This is a genomic window from [Borrelia] finlandensis (assembly GCF_000181875.2).
Taxonomy (GTDB): Bacteria; Spirochaetota; Spirochaetia; order Borreliales; family Borreliaceae; genus Borreliella; species Borreliella finlandensis.
This window is the reverse complement of sequence record NZ_ABJZ02000005.1, coordinates 52,149-71,138: the sequence shown is the minus strand read 5'-3', so window position 1 is coordinate 71,138 and position 18,990 is coordinate 52,149. Positions and strand designations below refer to the sequence as shown.

The following is an 18,990-nucleotide window of genomic DNA, read 5'->3' as shown; positions in this document are numbered from 1 at the left end:
TTTACTGCCCATTAATAGTTTCAATGTTTTTTTGACTTCCAATTTTTTTTGTTGCCTTCATGCTTGAATACATTGTAGAAAAGCATGCAAAGCAGAAAGTAAATGCTAAATCGCTTAAAAATAATTTAGGAGTAATTGTATTTTTTACTATTTGTATTTTAATGCCATCTATTTTTAAAGCCAATATTTGATTTAAAAAATTTATTAAAGTGTTTACCAGATTGTCAATTATTTTTAAAATTTCATTTATATTTAGGGAAATGGAAATTCCCAGTGTCAAGCCAAGAAGTCCTCCTACAGTGCAAATTATTATTGAATGAATAAAAAAAATTTGCTTTATTTTTTTTATTCTAAGTCCCATGGCTAATAGTATTAAAATAGCTTTATTTTTGTTTATTATTATTCTTTTTTGAAGATAATATGCATTAACGGCAATAACAATGAAAATGCTTGCTAAAATAATTAACATTGTATTTCGTTCTATTTTCAATATTTTATAGAATTCTTTATTGTATTCATTCCAAGTTTTTGCTTTAATTTTTGGATTAACAGCTTTAATCTTTTCAATTAATTTGTTGCTTGGATTTAAATTTTTTGTTTTTACTTGGTAATTAATACCAGAATTATGTAAAATTTTATTTTTAATGAAATAGTCTATATTCATAAAAATTAAAGTTTCATTTATTTTTGCATAATTACTTTTGAAAATCGATTTTATTTTAAAGCTTTTTATATCATTTTCTAGCGATATAAGTGTTTTTATTTCATCGGTTATTATTAATTCTAGGGGATCATTTTCGAATAAGTTGAAATTGTGAGAGAGTACATTTCCAATAATGATTTCATTGTCTTTAAGATCCAGTTCATCTTTTTCAAGTCCTGTAAATGAAATAAAATTTTGATCTTTTTTGAGATCTTTAATATCAACTGCAATGATATTTAAAATAGTTGGATAATAATAATTTTGAATTCCAATGCCTTGTGTTTCGTATATTTTATTTATATGTTTTATTCCTTCAATCTTTTTAATTTTTTTGATTTCTTCTTGAGTTAGTTCATTTTCTATTTTTAAGTTTCCACTTTCTACATTTGTAATGCTAAGAAAAAAATCGTTTTGAAAACCATTCATGATTGATATTGTTAGAATAATTATTATTTCGCCTAATGCAATGCTTAATATTATTACAATTGTGAGGGCTAGGCTATTTTTTTCTTCTAGTATTAATCTTTTAAGTAAAAAATTTCTTATACCCATTTAATTTGTTCCTATTGGTTTTTCTTCTGTGACTTTTCCATTCTTGTGTTTTACCCTAAGAGCAGGTTTTTTATTGTAGTATATTTCTTCTTCATATTCATTGTCATTGTGGTATTCAGTTTTTAGATAAATTATATCGTTCTCATAAATTTTTTTGCTTTTTAATTGATTGTCTTTGTTATATTCGTATTCAATTTTAGTATTGGTGTATTGGTCTTTATCCTTTTCTTTAGTGTTTTGAAAAATTATCATATCAGATTCGTTGTATTGAAAATCATTTACTTTTATAAGTTCATTATTTTTATATGTTTCTTCTTTAATTAGGTTGTTTGCCTTATAGGTAGATATGATTTTTGTATTCTCTTCTTCAAAGGTATTTACTATTGTTTCTTCATCTAAATACTGGTTTTTTTCTTTGGATTTTATTTTATTATTAACAATTATTGTACTGTTTGAATTTCTTTTTTTATCATCATATTTTATCACTTTTGTTGTTGCTTTTTTGATGTCAAAATATGTAGATTTTATGTCGCCATTAATTCCATAGTTCCAAATTTGGAAATTTGATCCTGTTATTTTTAGTAATTTACCATTGTCGTCTTTAGAATAATATATTAATTTTGGTTTTTGGTTTATTGTTTTTAAATTTTTAGATATTAAGTTTTCGTTTTCATAAACGTAATTTGCTGTTTCAAGAATTTTTCCTTTGCTATCATATTCAATTTCTTGTATTTTGTTATTTAAATTATCGTAAATTTCTTCTTTTCTTTTTGTATCTTTTGTATCATAACATGTAATTTTTTTTGTGTTTTCTATGATTTGAATTGTTTTGTATTTTATTAAGTTATTTTCTTTGTATAAGTAGAGTTTTTCAGTATCATCAACAGAATAATATTCAATGTAAAATCCCGTTTTTGGTTTTTCATTTAATTTTTGGTATTTATTAAAAAATACATCAGATGCAAAATAGCTTTTTGCATAAATAATTTGTGGCATAAATAGAAGAAGTATTAATTGGTTTTTTTTCATAGCAATTTATTAAAATATTCATTTATATCAAATTCTTTAATATCTTCTAGTTTTTCTCCAAAGGTAGTAAAGTATATAGGTTTTTCAAGAATTTTTGAAATATTTATTATTGTACCTGCCTTTGAGGATGAATCAAGTTTTGTGATTATTATTCCGTCTATTTCTATTGCTTTATTAAAAATTTCTGCTTGGCTATTTGCATTTTTTCCAATGGTAGAATCTATTACAAGTATTTTTTGGTAATTAATGTTGGTGTTTTTTATTTGCTTTAATATTACATTATTTATTTTTTGAAGCTCTTTTATTAAATTTTCTTTGTTTTGCAATCTTCCGGCTGTGTCAATAATTAATGCATCGTGCTTTTTAAGCTTAGCGCTTGATATGCTGTCGAATATTACAGCTGATGGATCGCTTCCTTGGTTTTGAGATATTATTCTAACGCCGATTTGTTCTCCATAAATTTTCATTTGTTCAATTGCAGCTGCTCTGAATGTATCAGCAGCCGATATTAATATATTTTTGCCTTCATTTTTTAATTTATTTGCAAGTTTTGCTATGCTTGATGTTTTTCCAATTCCATTTATACCAACTATTAATAAAATATTTAATTTGTTATTTTCTAGAGTAAATTTTTTTGTGTTAATATAGCTGCTTAAAAGTTCTTTTAGTTTCCCAATAATAGTTTTTTCGTTTTCATTTTTTTCTTTTGTTAATTTATTTATTATCTCTATTACAATTTCATTATTAATGTCTGATTCTAATAAAATGTCTTCTAAATTTTCAATAACATTTTCTTGTTGTTTGCTTTTAAATAAATTTTTTATTTTTTCTAAAATGCCCAAAAGTTTGTTCTCCTATTTGATTGCAGATTATTAAATCTATTCTCCCATATTTGCTTCTTTAATATATTCTACTAAATGAGTTATTAATGAGATAAAGCTTCCAATAGTTAAAGTGATTCCTACTCCAAATAGAAATGTTGCAGTCATTTGTTCCGCTTTTGCCATATAAACATCTTCTGCTGTTAATCTTTTGTTAATAAAGTGATTGCCCGTTATTTTATAAAGTGCTTCTGAATTGTTAAGTAATGTTCCTGTAAAAATGGTTCCTATTGTGCTTAATGTAAAGACAGCCAGATTGACATAAAATTTATCTCTTGTGTCGATAAGTCTATTTTTGTTAGTTTTTATCATTTCTATTTCTACCGGATCTTCTTCTTTATTTATTAACTTGAATTTATCTTTATATCCTTTAGATTTAAGCAAGATGATATCTTGATTTTCTGGTTTTTCAATTTCAATTGGGGTTTCTCCCATAAATATTCCTTTTTTAAAAACTTTAGATTGCACATTGCTTGTAATTGATACTTTTTTAGAGATTGTTCTTTTTAAGTCAATATCTAATATTATTGAGTCTGCATTTTTTACCTTTCTTTTAATAGAATAGTTTTCGAAATTTGCACTTGTGATTTGTATTTCAATTTCTTTGTTTGGGAGTTTGGAAATGTCAAAAATATTATCGTGATAGATTCCTTTTGAAACAAATTTTTCATTTATATAGATTTTTGCATCTGAGTTATTTTTGACGTTAATGTTGATTTTTAAGAATTCTCTGCCCAATATTTCTTTGAGGCTGTATTTTGTTATTTGATCTGCAATTTCATTAACAGAAGATGATGTTTTAAATACCGCTTTTTTAGTCTCAATTTTCTCAGGAGTGATGTTGCTAATTTCTAGCAAATAATAATTTTCTATTTTTTTAAGATCAATATAGTTAATAAAAAATAATTCTTCTCTTATAAAAAATTCTTTATTTAAATTTGATATATTTGTTTGCTCTTCGATTTTTTTATATTTTACTTTTAGTTTTTTTAAATTGTTAAAATATTCTGCAAATTTTTTTTGTTTACTGGTAATATTTTGAATATTTTTTTTAAGCTCATCAATTTTGGTTTTGGTGTTATGCTTTTCTTTTGCGGTTATTATGTTTTGAAGTTTTTTTTTATCCATTTCTTTTTTTAATTTGCTAATTTCAAGTTCTGTTTTTATTATATCTTGATTTATATAAATATCTTCAATAATATTCTTGTCATCATTGCTTACTATATGTTCTGTTATTTTATCATAGATTTTGTCCAATTGTTTTTCAATTCCCTTTTTTAGGTCAATATTTTCTTTTTTTGTATTAATGATATAGGAAAAATTGTATTCAATATTACTTTGAGAATGTATTTTGCATATTGTAAATACTAGCAATGGTATTGCTAGCTTTAGTTTAAGCTTTTCCATTTTAGATACTCTTCTATGAAATTGTCTATGTTGCCGTCCATAACCGAAGTGGTGTTTGAATTTTCAAATTTTGTTCTGTGATCTTTTACCAAATTGTAAGGTTGAAATACGTAAGATCTTATTTGGTTGCCCCAAGAAATTTCTTTTTTTGTGTCTTGCTTGGATTTGTTTTTTTCATCTTCTTTGTTCTTATAGTATTCATAAAGTCTTGATTTTAAAACTTTCATTGCCAAGTCTTTGTTTTTGTGCTGGCTTCTGTCGCTTTGAGACTGAGTTACTATTCCTGTTTCAATGTGAGTTATTCTTACAGCAGAAGATGTTTTATTGACGTGTTGCCCCCCGGCTCCCGATGCTCTGTATGTATCAATTCTTATATCTTCTGGTTTGATTATTATTTCTATTTTGTCATCAATAACAGGGTCAACAAATACTGATGCAAAAGAGGTATGTCTTTTTTTATCAGCATCAAAAGGAGAAATTCTTATAAGACGATGTATTCCGACTTCACTTTTCAATAGCCCATAAGCATACTCACCTTTGATTTCTATTGTAACAGATTTTATTCCACCTTCTGCTTCGAGCAAATCAATAAGTTCAGTTTTGTATTTTTTTCTCTCAGCGTATCTTGAATACATTCTGTAAAGCATTGCAACCCAGTCACATGCTTCAGTGCCCCCAGCCCCAGAATGAATGGTTAAAAAAGCATTGTTTGCGTCAAGCTCTTCTTTAAAGTAAGAAATTGTGAGCAAATCTTTGTATTGTTTTTCAAGCGTATTAAATTCGATTTCCAAGCCGCTAGTATCTTTTTCATTTTCAGCAATTTCGCACAAATCGCTTAAGTCTTTTATTTTATTTATTAGCTCTTTCCACGGATCAATTTTATTTTTTAAAATACTTTGAGCCTTAATTACTTCTTGAGCTCTTTTAGGATCATTCCAAAAATTTTTCTGGTTTATTTCTTTTTCATATTTTTCGATTTTAGCTTGAATTTCATTTTTGTCAAAGCTTCCTCCAAATGTCTTCGGCCTGTTTGAGCAATGTATTTATTTTTTCTTTCATTTTTATTTCTCGCTATTATTGATTGTATATTAATATAATTATATTTGGAATTAAAGATAAAATAAACATTATAAAAAAATATATTGGTTCGTTTTCCAATATATTGATTTTGGGGTTTTTGTCAAAGTTTTTTTTTATTGATGTTATTGACATTAAAGCTATTAGTATGCCAAGTGCAGATAGAATAAGTATTTCTAATCCTTCAAAAAATCCTTTGTTCTTATCAAGCGCAAAAAACGTTATTGCAATTAAGCTGCTATTTGAAAGCATGAAATCGTTTGAATAATTTGATTTTTTGTTGTAAGCAATAAATACATCATTTAATACTTTAAATAATAATATCAACACGTAAATTAAAATTACATAAAAAATTGGCACTAAGAACAGTAAATTATTCTTTGCAAACAGTTTATAGAGATAAAACGATATTGAATATATTAATAAAGAAGTAATTGTTATTATGACGTATTTTTTTATTAGCATTATATTGTTTTTTATTTTTATGTCCTCAAATCCAACAAAGTGTATTAAGGTTAAGTTGTTAATAATTAGGCATGCAATTAAATTATTGGTCATAATTTTATTATATCCTTTTCATTTTCAAGAGGTGTTTTGAGTGCTTTTTCTTTATTTGTTTTCAAAACATGTATTATTTTTTTAATTTTGAAGGTTAAGCTATATTTTTTTATTAAGTTTGAGCTTGTTTGTAAGATGAAAATAGATATTATGACTGATAAAGTTTCAAAAGGAATATAGCTTAATGTCAAAAAGTATATAAATGCCAATATTGATCCGTAGAGTATTTGCTCAAATTTAAAGTGAGGTGTTATTTGCAATTCTGTTGCCATTGTAAATATTAGCAGCATTGGAATTGGGGAAATAAGTAGTGTTAACATGTCGGAGCTGATGTGGTTTAGCAATTCTATATTATGTGCTATGTACGAGATTGCCATTAAGCTTATATAAAATGACAGTGGTATTAATTTGTTGATTATATATTTGCCAACTATTAATAAGAGGCCAAAATAAAGCAAGATAGGAGATATTTTTTTTTCATTATTAACTCCCAAAAGACTTTCAATATGAAATCTTGTGACAATTATATTAAAAGCGGAAAAAATGTTTTGATTTACAAAGTTTTCAATTACATCTATTTTTTTATTTTCATATCTTGTAAAGGTATTTAAACTTTTTAAATTTTTTATGTTTGAATTTGTTTCAATTATTTCATTCCAGGTTGGAATTATTGAATTTGAGTTTTTAAGCCCCTCTTGATAGGTTTGCTTAAAACTTACTGGAAAATTTAATACCAAAAACATAAAAGAAATTAATATGGGGTTTGCCAAAAATGTTGATAGTCTGAAAAAGTAAAAGAATACCAAAAAAGTAAATAATAAGGAGGTTATTTTTAGTGTAATTTCTAAATCCAAGGGTAATATAATGCTTATCATTAAGGCGGCGTAAACAAAAAAAGACAAACATTTGTAATTAATTTTTAGCATTATAGGTATATAAATTACCACACTAATAAATATTAACAGCAAGGTGTCTGTCATGAATTTTGTGTTATTTAGGAAAGAAAATATCAGGCTAGGTGATAGTGATAGTATGATAGCAAAGTATATGTCTTTTAAATTGTTTTCAGTGTATATTACTTCATTTGTTAGGCTTTCATTTAGAATTTTGCTTTTAATTTCTTTTTGAACCTTATGTATTTCTTCTTCTACTTCTTTGTCTGTATAATTAAATATTTTTAATTTGCTGCTATTAATTATTTTTTCATTCTTTAAGAATGAAAAAATAATATTTTCCATTTGCAATGGTGCAAAGCTTGATATAAACAATGCTTTAATTTTGTCGTATATTGACTTTTTCTTTAATATGGTGAGGCTATAAATATCTCTTGTTATCGGTATGTTTAATGTATTGATTTTTATTTTATTGGCTGGGTTGTTTAAAAAAATTTCATATTTTTTTGTATCAATTTTCTCATTTATTATCTGGCTGAAAGAGGTTCCAATTTTTACTTTCAGCATTCTACTTTTTATTTTTTTATTTCCATTTATAGCCACAAATTTTTCTTTATAAGGGTTGTTATTTTTTATAACAAGATTTGCATTGTATAGATCTTCAATATTTGCTAATAAAATATTATTGTGGGGGTTTATATCATCTTTTGTATTTTTATTATTGTATAAAAAGTGCATTATCATTTCGTGATTTGTATAAGGATATGCATTTTCTAAAGATTTAATTTTTATTTTTCTGTTTTTAAAAATACTCAATTTTTCAAATTCTTTTTTAAGTTTGTCTTTATTTGATATTATTATTATTTCTTTGAATTTGAATATTTTGTCGATTATTTGGAATCCTGAAAAAATTTCTTCTAATTTTTCTGCCATCAGTGCTTCTGAAATATTTGTAAATGCATCTTTTCCGTTTGTTAATAAAATCATTTTGTCTATTTTTTTACATTTGTTTATGAATTGAAATAAAGAATTTTCGTTAAACCAAGGAATTCCCAGTTGAATTAATTTTTCCAAGGTTTTTTCTCTTGAGGCTCCTTCTTCAATTGGTGTTTTTTCAGTTTTTATTTTTCCTTGAAATTTGATTAATGCTGATTTTAAATTTTTTCCATCTGGAAAATTGGCTGTGTATATTTTTTCTACTATTCCAGATATTGGAGAATATGTGTATAGCTCTATGTTTGAGTTTTTGGATAAAATTTGATTTTCTTCTATTTTTTGTTTTTCAATTATGTATATTATGGATTTTGAATTTTCTGTTTCAAGGGGTATTAGGGCATACTCAGGTATTTGAATCTCGTTAATGTTCATTTCGTATTTATTGTATTTTTTTAAAATTGTTTTTACTTTTTCTAAGTCTAGCATTAGCTATTTATCCTTGAATATATTTTTTATAGGTTTTTTCATTTATGTTTAAAAGAATTGTAAATCTTATTGCTTTAAATAGGAATAGTAATACAAAGAAGGGCAAAGAGAAAAAGAAAAGTATTTTGTAATTTTTTTTATCTGTGTTGATATTATTCTTGTTTTCTTTATATATTAGGATTGGATTTTTATTTTTTAAAAACAGACTTGCAAGATCTTTTTTAAGAATTTCATCAATAAATGATTTGTCTACTTCGTAAACAGTTTTAGGATGAATTTCTATTTTGTCGTTTTTGATTTCAAAGTAATTTTCTTTTATATCTTTAAGAATTTTCCCATACTTAGCGGTAATATTGTATTTTAGTTCGTTTTGATAAAGAATGTGGGACAGGTACCCTATAATATTGGGCATGTCTTTGTTGTATCCCAGCATTATATAAATATTATTAGGATTTAAATAATCAAAGTAATTTAATTTTTTGCTGTAAAGGTAGTTAATGTTTTCATAAGAATTTAGCATATAGCTTGAATAAGCAAAAGGAATTAATGAGAGTGTAAATAGCAGTAAATGTATTGCTATTTTTGATTTTAAAGCTTTTTTTCCTTCTATTTTTTTCTCTTTAATCTCAATTGGGAATAAGAAAGTGCCTTTAAAATTGCTTTCTGTTTTTATCCAGCTGAAAATTAAGAAAATGCAAAGGGTTGGTATTGCGACAAATGCAATAAAAGTGGGATCAATATTTGTAGTAAAAAAGGTTGTGATTGTAATGAAATATAGAGCTGTGAATATAAATAAAAATAGTAAGTGTTTTATTTTTGTCATTAGTGTTAAAAAATTTATTTCTTTTAAATATATTTTATTGTAATTTTTGTTAAAATTACTGATTATTGAAAATAACAAATAAGAGAGAACTGTAAATGGATAAAAATACATTATTTCTTTGCTTATCATAAAAGTAAGAGATGAAATTAATAGAAAAATTAAAGTAAATATAGAATTTGTTGGGTCTAAAAAAATTAATAAAATTATTATGATTAGAAATATTATGCTTGAAATAAAATTGATTTTTGTTTTGTAGTCAAGAGAATGTATGTCGGCATTAATATTGAGTTCTTTTTTTAGGTTTTTAAAATTTATACTTTTGAACCTGTTTTCAACATAAAGAAGTTTTTTGTGCTCTATGTTGAAAAGATTGGAGAGCTTTTTTAAAAATATGCTTTTTCTCAGGTCAAGATTGTTAAGTTTGTTTATCTCATTTATTGTGATTTCTTTATTTTCGGGAAAGTCTAAAATGTCAATTTTTGTTGTGTATTCTGAGATTGTTTTGTATCCTAGTGAATTTATATATTCATTGGCAGTTTTTAGATCATTTTCATTTTCAAAGTATAAAGGTTTGTAGTCTCCAAATTGAGCTGCATCGCAGGAATTGATAAGTGGTATTGTTGTAATTAAATATAAAAAACCTAAAAAACGCACCATTTATTTTTTCCTATGCTAAAAATAGCACACAATATACGCAGAGACTATTCCTATTATTATACCCGTTAGAACCTCTTTCTTTTTGTGTCCCTTGACCACTTTTATTTTTGTTGTGTCAATTTTTATTTCTTTTTTTAATTTTTCTGATAATGCATTTAAATATTCTGCTTGAACTCCAGACATATATCTTACGCCGAAAGAATCTCTTATTGTAATAAGGGCAAATGCAAGAGCTATTATAAAATTTGTATCTATTCCTTCAGTTAGTGCAATTGAGGTTGAAAGAGCGGTGACTGTTGATGAATGACTACTTGGCATGCCTCCTGTTTCTAGAAAAATTTTTTTTAAAAGATGTACTGGAGTTAGTTTTAACTTTCTTGTTTTTACAGTTTGGATACCATATTTAATCACTTGAGCAGAAATTCCTGATACAAGACAAGACAAAAAAAGATCATTGGTAAGCAATGCCCCTATCATTATTAAGCCTCCTTTTATATTGCGAATTTACCAGCTTTTATTATTGTGTACTCTTTTCCATTTTTGTCTACACCAATGACATTTAAGTCATCGCTTCCAATCATTAAATCTGTATGTATCAATGAAACGTTACATCCGTAAGTTAGCTTATCGGCATCGGTCTTTAAATCTTCTTCATTGCTTAAACAAGATGGATATGCAGCTCCTAGTGCTATGTGGCAACTTGCATTCTCATCATATAATGTGCTGTAAAAAATAAGATTGCTTTGATAAATAGGGGAGCTGCTGTCAACTAATGCTACTTCTCCTATATATTTTGCTTGAATGTCGGTTTCAATGTGTGATTTTAATATTTCTTTTTGCTTCTCATCATCACAGCCAAAGTCAACAACTTTTCCATTTTCGAATTTTAACCACATTCCATATATTAGTGTCTCAAGGACCATTACAGGGCGGGTGGCGTACACAATGCCTTTTGTTTTTTTATAGTTTGGAGTTGTAAAAACTTCTTCTGTTGGCATATTGGCATTGAATTCTATTTCTGTTCCTTTGATTTTTTCGCTTCCACCTGTCCATAGGGAAGTTTCAAGCAGATATACTTCCAAGTTTGTTTTTTCGGTTTTAAAAATTACCTTTTTTAGGTTAAGTTCATTTAATATTTTGCATCTTTTGTGAAGTTTTTCCCCATGGGATTCCCAACTTTCTATTGGATTTTCGCTGTCGAGTAATAATATTTTTTTTTGTATTTTAAAAAATTCTTCTAAAGTTTGACTTCCTTCTTTTTTATTTAAAACTTTGGAAGCCCATTTTGGACCTGGTGCACAAACAACGCACCAGGCTATTTCGTTGCTCATTATTGCTTGTGACAAGGTTTTGCTTGCCAAATTTAAAGCTTTTTGATAAATTGACATTTTTTGACCAATGCTTTCTTTTAAGTCTTCAAAATTTTCTGTATCATCGATGTTTATTCTTGCCCATTTATCTTGAACCATTTCTTCTAAAAAGCTTTTTTCTGCATTTGGAATAAATTTCAAGCTTTCTTCTTGTGAAAATTTTAGTCTTGATTTTAAAATATCAATGTCTTTAATGTTTAGTTTGACATACTTAGCCCCGTGTTCATAAGCTTTTTTTGATAATATTTTCAAAAAATTATAATTGTCGATTGAACCTTGAATTAAAACACATTGATTTTTTTGTAAATTAATTCCCTTTAAAATTATAAGCTCTGCATATTTTATTAAATCTTTCTCCATTTATTCCTCCTAAATAGGTTCTTCTAAGACATTCTCATTAATGTAGTTTGCAACAGCTTCTTCATCATTTGTTCCTATTACTTCTAAGTAAGGAAGCATTGCTTTTAATCTATAATTTGCATTTCCCATTAGTAATCCCTTTTTAACATTTTCTAGCATATCAGTGTCATTAAATCCATCTCCAAAAGCTATGGTTTCGCTTAAATCAATATTTATAGTTTTAAGAACCTCTTTTAATGCATTACCTTTGGAGACTTTATGATCTACAATTTCTAGTGAATTTGGGGTAGAAAGGTATGCATTTATTTCTCCTTTATATTTCTCTAAAATCATTGCTTCATATTCTATTAGGCTTTCTTCTCTGCCAGCTAGTATTATTTTTGCAACATTTTCAAAATTTTTAAGCTCGTTAAAGTCTTTAATTTCTTGAATTTTATTGATTGGGCTGATTATTTCATGTCTGAAGACATTGGATTCTTTTTGCAATTTTTTACATTGATCAATTGCAATTTTAGTCTTGATGTCAATATTTAATTGGTCGTCGTTTTGATCTGCTTTATGTAAAAAATGAGGTATGTGGCTAAATTTCTCGTCTCTTAAATTTAAAATCTTCTTTACCACTTCAGCAGATAAATTATGACTTTTTATTAATTTCCATTCTTGATTGTAAACTTTTGCTCCGTTTAATGTAATAAAAAATGAAACTTGCAGTTGATCTGTTTTTTTTGCAATTTGAATGATTTCATTTTTACTTCTTCCTGTTGCTATTATGAATTTCTTTTTTTCTTTTGTTAATTTTTTAATTACAAGTTCTGTAAAGGCTCCAATATAGCTTTTTGATAGTAAAAGAGTGCCATCAAGATCAGAGGCAACCGCTTTAATATTTTTCATGTTTTATCCTTTAGGAGTTAATTTTAAGCTAAATTATATCAAATAAATTTTTTTTTTTAAATTGATAATTATTTGGTATACTAATATTAGTAAGGTTGTATAAAGGGGATTTTTTTGGATATTAATAAAAGATTAGCTTTACTTAGAGATCATATGAGGGATAATGGAGTTGATGCTTATTTAGTAGCAGGCTACGATCCTCATTTTAGTGAATATTCTCATGAAAGGTATAGCACTCGTAAGTTTATTACAGGTTTTTCTGGTAGCTTTGGTACGGTAATTATAACATTATCAAAAGCTGTTCTTTTTACAGATGGTAGGTATTTTTTACAGGCCGAGCAAGAGCTTAAGGGAACTGAGGTTGCATTAATAAAGCTTGGAGTAAAAGGATCTCCTGATATTTTTACGTATATAAATTTGAATCTTCAAGAATCAAAGCTTGGAATTTATTCAGATGAGATTAGTATAAAGTTTTATAAAGAGTTGTCTGAAAAATGCAAAAATACACATATCAAGGCTTTAAATCAAGATCTAATTGATTTAATTTGGAAATCTAGGCTTCAGCTTGAGTTTAGCCATGTATTTGAATTGGCTGATGCTGAGAAGAATAATAAAAGAGCTGAAAAAATCAAATCTATTTATTTAATTTTAGAAAAGAATTTGGCAGATTTTTATGTTATTACTGCTCTTGATGAGATTGCTTGGGTACTGAATTTAAGAGGGTCAGATGTTAAAGAATCAGCACTGTTTTATTCGTTTCTTTTAATATCTAGGAATAAAAATCGAAAAAACGTTCTTTTTGTTGATATAAAAAAACTTGATTCAGGCGTTAAAGAAGCACTTGAAATGGAAAATTTTGAAATAGAGTCTTACAGCAATTTTTATTGTTTTTTGGACAAAATAAAGCACGAAGGTAAATTTTTTGTTGCATTTTATGCCAATGTTAGGGTTTTAAAAGTTCTTGGTGAGACTAATATCATTTTGGGAGAGAGTATTATAAGTAGTCTTAAGGCATTAAAAACTGATTATGAACTTCTTAAGATGAAAGAAGCACATGTTATTGATGCTATTGCATTGATTAAATTTTTACGTAAATTTAAAAGTCTTAGCAAGGTTGAATTGTCTGAATTAGATGAAATAGATATTGCTGATATGCTTTTGCATTTTAGAAAATTGAATAAAGATTTTTTTAGCTCTAGCTTTGACTCAATAGTTGGTTTTAGAGAAAATGGAGCTCTTCCGCATTATAAGCCCAAAAGAGGTAAAAAAATAAATACCAATGGTCTTCTTTTGATTGATTCTGGGGGTTCATATTTTGGACTTGGTACGACAGACGTTACAAGAGTTTTTTTAATAGGTGATGCTTCTGATGAAGAAAAGCGTGACTATACTTTGGTTCTTAAGGCTTTCATTAGCCTTTCTTCTTTAAAGTTTCCATATGGATCTTCTGGAGCTTTTCTCGATGGAATTTGTAGATTACCGCTTTTAAAAAATGAATTGAATTTTATTCATGGTACTGGGCATGGTGTTGGGTTTTTTCTTAATGTTCATGAACTTCCAGTTTCTATTAGTCCTAATTCTAGTTATCTTTTTAAAGGATCTGAGGTAGTTTCAATTGAGCCTGGTCTTTATAGAACATTTAGTCACGGAATAAGAATTGAGAATTTAGTTTTTGTAAGGCAAGCTTTTACAAACGACTTTGGAGCTTTTTTAGAGTTTGAAAATTTAACCCTTGTTCCTTTTGAAAAGGAGTTGATAGTAAAAGAAATGCTCTCAGAAGATGAGTTAAATTATATCAATGATTATCATGAATGTGTGTTTTTAACCTTAAAAGAGCGTTTTGATAATGAAGGAGAGTTGGAATTTTTAGCAAAGCTAACAAGTAAAATATGAGATTTATAATTGCATTTTTAATGATTTTAAATCAAGGATTTTCAAATTTGTTTTCTTTGCCACCGGAAGATATTATTTTTGAGAGTTCTTATGAGGTTGCAATTAAAAAAGCTCAAAAATTGAATAAAAATGTTTTAATTTTGGTTGGTAGAGATATTAAAGAAAATTTAATAAAAGGTTTTTTAAACTCTTTTACAAATGGTGAAATTATTCACAAAGTATCTAGAAAAAGTGTTTTTTTAGTTATTGATAAGGATAATGAAATTTTTAATAAAATTAATCTACAAAAAAGTCCAACTATTTTTTTTGTTGATTCTAAGAATGAGCAAATAAAGGCAGCTTATGTGGGAGCTGTTTTGAGCAGTGTTCAATTTGATAAGGATTTTTTAAGCTATGTTATGGGAGCTATAAAATCAACAAGTGTTTTAAAAAAGCAAAAAGATTATGAAATTAATACTGCTGATGAGAGAACCTTTTTTTACAAAACATTAAAAGGTGATTGGCGATTAAAGTTTAATGGTAAAGACAGAAAGCTTGTTCTTTTTGATACAGATCTTAAAGAATTTTTAGTTTTTAAAGATATTAATGAAAACAAGCTTTATGCTATTCCTAAGTCTAGGATTGGTAATATTTATTTTTCATTATTGGGAAATGAGGAATGGAAGCTTTTTGGAAAAATAAAATAAGTGTCTTTTTTTTGTTTAAAGGGGGGATGATGTTTTATGGAAATGGTATTTTATCCTAATGATTTGCTTCGTGTTAAGACAAAGCAAGTCGAGAATATTGACGATAAGATTAGAGATTATGCTAAAAAGATGATAGAATTGATGGATATTAGCGGTGGGGTTGGGCTTGCTGCTCCTCAAGTAGGCCTTGATTTGGCGCTTTTTGTAGTTAGAGAGAATAAAATGGCAAGGCCTTTGGTTTTTATCAATCCTTCAATCATAGAGACCTCTTATGAGCTTAGTTCTTACAAAGAGGGGTGTTTAAGTATCCCAGGAGTTTATTATGATTTAATGAGGCCTAAGGCTGTTGTAATAAACTTTCATGATGAGAATGGAAAATCTTTTACTATAGAAAACTCTGATTTTTTGGCAAGAATTATTCAGCACGAAATGGACCATTTAAATGGAGTTCTTTTTATTGATTATTACGAAGAAAAGTTAAAAAATAAATTATTAAAGCCTTATATGAGAGAAAGAGGGCTTAAGGCAAAATGAAAATATTTTTTGTAAGCTCTTCTTCTATTGCTTTAGAAGTTTTCAAGGAGATTGTAAAGCATTATGAAGTAGTGGGAGTTTTGACTTTGCCTGATAAACCTAAGGGTAGAGGACAAAAGTTAAGTCAAAATGTAATAAAGTCAGAGGCTATTGCTAGGAATATTAAAGTTCTTGATCTTTTGATTCTTAATGATAATGCATTAAATTTAGTTAGGGGTTTGAATCCAGATTTAATGTTAGTTTTTTCTTATGGCAAGATTTTTAAAAAAGAATTTTTAGATCTTTTTCCAAGGGGGTGTATTAATGTTCATCCTTCTCTTTTGCCCAAATATAGAGGCGTTTCTCCGATTCAATCTGCAATTTTAAATGGCGATTGTGTTAGTGGTGTTACTATTCAGAGTATGGCTTTAGAAATGGATAGTGGTAATATTTTAGTGCAAAAAAAATTTAAAATAAGATCTTATGATACAAGTCATGATATTTCAAAACTTGTATCAAGCCTTAGTCCAAGCCTTGTTCTAGAAGCTTTGGAAAAAATTAGCAAGGGTTTTTTGGGAATTCCTCAAAAATCAAGCGAAGCTACTTTTTGTTCTTTTTTAAAAAAAGAATCTGGATTTATAGATTTTAATTTAAGTGCATTTGAGATTAAAAATAAAATTAATGCGTGCAATCCTTGGCCACTTGTAAGAGCTAGGCTTGATTATAATGACATTATTTTTCATCGTGCCGATTTTTTGGAGGTAGATTTATATAAGAATAGAAAAATAGGAGAAATTGTTGATTTTAATCCTGAAAAAGGATTATTTGTTAATACCGGGAAAGGGATTCTTTTGCTTTTGGAAGTTCAAAGACCTGGAAGAAGGGTTTTGGATTTTAAATCCTTTTATAATGGAAGTAGGCAGCTAATAGGGCAAGTGTTTTCTTCAATAGAATAGGGGGGATATATTAGTTTTAATAATAATGACAATCTAGAAAATAAATTTTCTAATGAAGAGGAATTGTTTAAAAATAAATTAGATCTGACTCAGAGTGACAAAAATTACAATAATGAAATGTTGATTTTGCCCAAAACCACAATTAAGGCATTGCTTTTAGTTATTTTTGGATCTTTAATTGTTTCTTTTGCAATTTTCTTTATGGTTTTAGAAAATAATGAGATTACAGTCGTTCCAAATCTTTATTCTCTTGCTATTGAGGATGCTGTTCTTGAATTGCAGAGAAAAGAGTTGATTCCGCACATTGAATTTAAATTTTCTTCAAGTGCTCTTGATAAAGGGAAAGTAATAGATCAGGGTCCAAAACCAGGTACTGTTTTAAGACATGGCAATAAGGTTATAATTTTCATTAGCAAAGGGGCTATAATAAACAGAGTTGATAGTTTTATTGGTAAAAACATTGACGATGTTATTATTAATTTAAAGGCCAATTCTTTTGATAATTCTAAATTACTTTACCATATTCTTCAACCTCTTGAGGTTGAGAGCGAATTGCCAAAAGGAATAATAATTAGTCAAAATCCATCACCGGGTAGTCAAATATCAAGTTTAACGGATCTTCAATTTTTAATTAGTAAGGGTAAAGATCATTTGGACAAACATGTTAAAAATTATGTTGGAATTTATTATAAAGATGCAATTGCTTCTCTTTTAAGCGATAGCATTAACTTTGACATTGATTTGGCAAATATCGGCGATTTTGGAAATATTATTTCTCAGTCTATTCCGCCTGGAACCAAAATAAATGAATCAGATAAAATTTTAATTACTATTGCAAAGCCCAAGGTTGACAATAAAATTGTTTTTGGAATTTTGACTTATAAATTAAGACAACATCCATCTTATGTTGATATATCTGTTAGGTTAAAAGGCGTGGATGGTAAAAATTCTTTGATTTATTCTTTTAAGTCAAGGGGAGGATTGATTAAGTTGCCCTATGAGGTTAACAAAGGTTCTATGATTGAGCTTTATATTTATGATAAGCTGATTAATCAAACAGTTATAAATTAATTGTGCTCAAAAACATATTGATTTAAAATGATAAAAAAATTTCTAATATAAAATCACATATTAATTAGTTTTGATGCTGTAATAATAGATGCAGCAATTGTGGCTGTTTCTGTTCTTAGGGTGTTTGTGGATATACTGTAAGAGGAAAAATTATATTGCGATATTAATTGTTTTTCTTTTTCTGTAAATCCTCTCTCAGGTCCCACAATAATGGCTGCATTGTTTATTTGTTCTATATCAATTAAATTTTTTTCACTATTTTTTTCAAGCAATATTTTTATTTCAAAATTTTCTTGTTGAATATATTTAAGGCTGTCTTTCAAATTTTTCATAATTTTTATTTTTGGTAAGTATGTTATTTCTCCTTGCATTGCTCCGTCTATTAAATGTTTTTTGAAATCATTGTTTTTAAAGATTTTAGAATTTAAATATGATTTTTCAGTAAGCTCAGTGTTAAAAAAAAATATTTTGTATATTCCAATGCTAGCAAGTTCTTTTATGATTCTTTTGGCAACAATTGGTCTTATCATTCCAATTAGCACATATAATTTTTTAAGTTTATTAGATTCACCTATTTTAAAGATTTTCTTGAAAAATAGTTTTTTATCTTTTTTGTAAATGCAGTGGTAAATATTCTTTTCTCCAAGAATACCAAATTTAAATTTGTCGTTATCTTTTAATTTTAAGATTTTAACAAGATGTTCTGCCCTAGTGTCATTGAGTAAAATTCCTGTTTTAAATTCATTAAAAGTTATTAACATTAGATTCATTTCTTATAATTCCTTATTATTAATATTGTATTTGTGATATAATTTTAAGTCGATAGGGGGGCATGTAAAATATATGGCTATTTCTTTAACCGAAGAAGATTTTGTTGTTAAAGTTTTTGATTATAAAAATAATAAAGAGTGGAGTTTTAGAGGCGATAGGCCCGCAATAATTGATTTTTATGCTAATTGGTGTGGTCCATGTAAAATGCTTTCTCCGATTTTTGAAAAACTTTCTAAAAAGTACGAGAATAGCATTGATTTTTACAAAGTAGATACAGACAAGGAACAAGATATTTCTTCTGCGATTGGAGTACAAAGTCTTCCAACTATTCTTTTTATTCCTGTTGATGGCAAGCCAAAGGTTTCTGTTGGCTTTTTACAAGAAGATGCTTTTGAAAACATAATTAAGGATTTTTTTGGTTTTTAGTTTGCAAAATAAAATAATTTAATTGCTATAGCAATTAATCATACTTGTAAG

At 27.0% G+C, this 18,990-nt stretch carries 18 protein-coding genes; 6 read left to right on the top strand and 12 right to left on the bottom strand.

Annotated elements, in window-relative coordinates:
- Position 1: 1 nt before the first annotated feature.
- From BSV1_RS01565 to BSV1_RS01515, 11 genes are all read right to left on the bottom strand, one after another.
- Complete coding sequence (locus BSV1_RS01565; protein ID WP_039949466.1) at positions 2-1,255, bottom strand: ABC transporter permease; 1,254 nt, start codon at positions 1,253-1,255, stop codon at positions 2-4.
- Complete coding sequence (locus tag BSV1_RS01560; RefSeq protein ID WP_039949463.1) at positions 1,256-2,284, bottom strand: hypothetical protein; 1,029 nt, start codon at positions 2,282-2,284, stop codon at positions 1,256-1,258. It abuts the gene before it with no gap.
- The gene (gene ftsY / locus BSV1_RS01555) at positions 2,281-3,126 is read right to left on the bottom strand and encodes a signal recognition particle-docking protein FtsY (protein ID WP_008882489.1); all 846 of its coding nucleotides are present in this window, start codon (positions 3,124-3,126) and stop codon (positions 2,281-2,283) included. The genes BSV1_RS01560 and ftsY overlap by 4 nt, the downstream gene beginning before the upstream one ends.
- A 36-nt stretch (positions 3,127-3,162) precedes the next feature.
- Positions 3,163-4,572, bottom strand: a complete 1,410-nt coding sequence (locus tag BSV1_RS01550; protein WP_008882380.1) for a hypothetical protein — start codon at positions 4,570-4,572, stop codon at positions 3,163-3,165.
- A protein-coding gene (prfB, locus tag BSV1_RS01545) for a peptide chain release factor 2 (protein WP_193374758.1) occupies positions 4,554-5,631 on the bottom strand; the annotation gives its coding sequence in 2 pieces (ribosomal slippage) (positions 4,554-5,577 and positions 5,576-5,631; 1,080 coding nt in all). Before prfB ends, BSV1_RS01550 begins: the two co-directional genes overlap by 19 nt.
- Positions 5,632-5,646: 15 nt before the next feature.
- Positions 5,647-6,207 carry a hypothetical protein gene (locus BSV1_RS01540; RefSeq protein ID WP_008882387.1) on the bottom strand — a complete coding sequence of 187 codons (561 nt, stop codon included), beginning with the start codon at positions 6,205-6,207 and terminating at the stop codon, positions 5,647-5,649.
- On the bottom strand, positions 6,204-8,522 hold the full coding sequence (locus BSV1_RS01535; protein ID WP_008882748.1) for an RnfABCDGE type electron transport complex subunit D: 2,319 nt from the start codon (positions 8,520-8,522) through the stop codon (positions 6,204-6,206). The genes BSV1_RS01540 and BSV1_RS01535 overlap by 4 nt, the downstream gene beginning before the upstream one ends.
- 7 nt (positions 8,523-8,529) lie before the next feature.
- Positions 8,530-10,002 (bottom strand): hypothetical protein, encoded by a 1,473-nt coding sequence (locus tag BSV1_RS01530; protein WP_008882812.1) that lies wholly within the window; start codon positions 10,000-10,002, stop codon positions 8,530-8,532.
- Positions 10,003-10,017: 15 nt separating this feature from the next.
- On the bottom strand, positions 10,018-10,479 hold the full coding sequence (locus tag BSV1_RS01525; protein WP_008882623.1) for a divergent PAP2 family protein: 462 nt from the start codon (positions 10,477-10,479) through the stop codon (positions 10,018-10,020).
- Between the two features lie 14 nt (positions 10,480-10,493).
- Entirely contained in the window at positions 10,494-11,732 is a 1,239-nt protein-coding gene (locus BSV1_RS01520) for an aminopeptidase (RefSeq protein WP_008882610.1), read from the bottom strand.
- A gap of 9 nt (positions 11,733-11,741) precedes the next feature.
- Positions 11,742-12,623, bottom strand: a complete 882-nt coding sequence (locus tag BSV1_RS01515; RefSeq protein WP_008882840.1) for a Cof-type HAD-IIB family hydrolase — start codon at positions 12,621-12,623, stop codon at positions 11,742-11,744.
- Between the two features lie 114 nt (positions 12,624-12,737).
- Here BSV1_RS01515 and BSV1_RS01510 point away from each other — a divergent pair, with 114 nt between their 5' ends.
- The 5 genes from BSV1_RS01510 (at position 12,738) to BSV1_RS01490 (ending at position 17,742) form a co-directional block, all read left to right on the top strand.
- Positions 12,738-14,516 (top strand): aminopeptidase P family protein, encoded by a 1,779-nt coding sequence (locus BSV1_RS01510; protein WP_008882477.1) that lies wholly within the window; start codon positions 12,738-12,740, stop codon positions 14,514-14,516.
- Positions 14,513-15,202, top strand: a complete 690-nt coding sequence (locus BSV1_RS01505; RefSeq protein ID WP_008882667.1) for a hypothetical protein — start codon at positions 14,513-14,515, stop codon at positions 15,200-15,202. Before BSV1_RS01510 ends, BSV1_RS01505 begins: the two co-directional genes overlap by 4 nt.
- A 36-nt stretch (positions 15,203-15,238) precedes the next feature.
- A complete protein-coding gene (def, locus tag BSV1_RS01500) occupies positions 15,239-15,736 on the top strand; it encodes a peptide deformylase (RefSeq protein WP_008882607.1) in 498 nt (165 codons plus the stop codon).
- Positions 15,733-16,671, top strand: a complete 939-nt coding sequence (gene fmt / locus BSV1_RS01495; RefSeq protein ID WP_008882786.1) for a methionyl-tRNA formyltransferase — start codon at positions 15,733-15,735, stop codon at positions 16,669-16,671. Before def ends, fmt begins: the two co-directional genes overlap by 4 nt.
- 63 nt (positions 16,672-16,734) lie before the next feature.
- Positions 16,735-17,742: a PASTA domain-containing protein gene (locus BSV1_RS01490; RefSeq protein ID WP_008882819.1), complete on the top strand. Its 1,008-nt coding sequence runs from the start codon at positions 16,735-16,737 to the stop codon at positions 17,740-17,742.
- 53 nt (positions 17,743-17,795) lie between these two features.
- On the opposite strand, the gene BSV1_RS01485 is transcribed toward BSV1_RS01490, so the two are convergent.
- Complete coding sequence (locus tag BSV1_RS01485; RefSeq protein WP_008882419.1) at positions 17,796-18,512, bottom strand: 16S rRNA (uracil(1498)-N(3))-methyltransferase; 717 nt, start codon at positions 18,510-18,512, stop codon at positions 17,796-17,798.
- Between the two features lie 73 nt (positions 18,513-18,585).
- On the opposite strand from BSV1_RS01485, the gene trxA reads away from it, so the two are divergent.
- Positions 18,586-18,939 (top strand): thioredoxin, encoded by a 354-nt coding sequence (gene trxA / locus BSV1_RS01480; RefSeq protein WP_002556664.1) that lies wholly within the window; start codon positions 18,586-18,588, stop codon positions 18,937-18,939.
- Positions 18,940-18,990: the final 51 nt, after the last annotated feature.

What these genes read in the sequence shown, in the direction of transcription:
- BSV1_RS01565 (WP_039949466.1), bottom strand. Translation starts at nt 1,255, where the DNA reads ATGGGTATAAGAAATTTTTTACTTAAAAGATTAATACTAGAAGAAAAA.
- BSV1_RS01560 (WP_039949463.1), bottom strand. Translation starts at nt 2,284, where the DNA reads ATGAAAAAAAACCAATTAATACTTCTTCTATTTATGCCACAAATTATT.
- BSV1_RS01550 (WP_008882380.1), bottom strand. Translation starts at nt 4,572, where the DNA reads ATGGAAAAGCTTAAACTAAAGCTAGCAATACCATTGCTAGTATTTACA.
- BSV1_RS01540 (WP_008882387.1), bottom strand. Translation starts at nt 6,207, where the DNA reads ATGACCAATAATTTAATTGCATGCCTAATTATTAACAACTTAACCTTA.
- BSV1_RS01535 (WP_008882748.1), bottom strand. Translation starts at nt 8,522, where the DNA reads ATGCTAGACTTAGAAAAAGTAAAAACAATTTTAAAAAAATACAATAAA.
- BSV1_RS01530 (WP_008882812.1), bottom strand. Translation starts at nt 10,002, where the DNA reads ATGGTGCGTTTTTTAGGTTTTTTATATTTAATTACAACAATACCACTT.
- BSV1_RS01525 (WP_008882623.1), bottom strand. Translation starts at nt 10,479, where the DNA reads ATGATAGGGGCATTGCTTACCAATGATCTTTTTTTGTCTTGTCTTGTA.
- BSV1_RS01520 (WP_008882610.1), bottom strand. Translation starts at nt 11,732, where the DNA reads ATGGAGAAAGATTTAATAAAATATGCAGAGCTTATAATTTTAAAGGGA.
- BSV1_RS01515 (WP_008882840.1), bottom strand. Translation starts at nt 12,623, where the DNA reads ATGAAAAATATTAAAGCGGTTGCCTCTGATCTTGATGGCACTCTTTTA.
- BSV1_RS01505 (WP_008882667.1), top strand. Translation starts at nt 14,513, where the DNA reads ATGAGATTTATAATTGCATTTTTAATGATTTTAAATCAAGGATTTTCA.
- def (WP_008882607.1), top strand. Translation starts at nt 15,239, where the DNA reads ATGGAAATGGTATTTTATCCTAATGATTTGCTTCGTGTTAAGACAAAG.
- fmt (WP_008882786.1), top strand. Translation starts at nt 15,733, where the DNA reads ATGAAAATATTTTTTGTAAGCTCTTCTTCTATTGCTTTAGAAGTTTTC.
- BSV1_RS01485 (WP_008882419.1), bottom strand. Translation starts at nt 18,512, where the DNA reads ATGAATCTAATGTTAATAACTTTTAATGAATTTAAAACAGGAATTTTA.
- trxA (WP_002556664.1), top strand. Translation starts at nt 18,586, where the DNA reads ATGGCTATTTCTTTAACCGAAGAAGATTTTGTTGTTAAAGTTTTTGAT.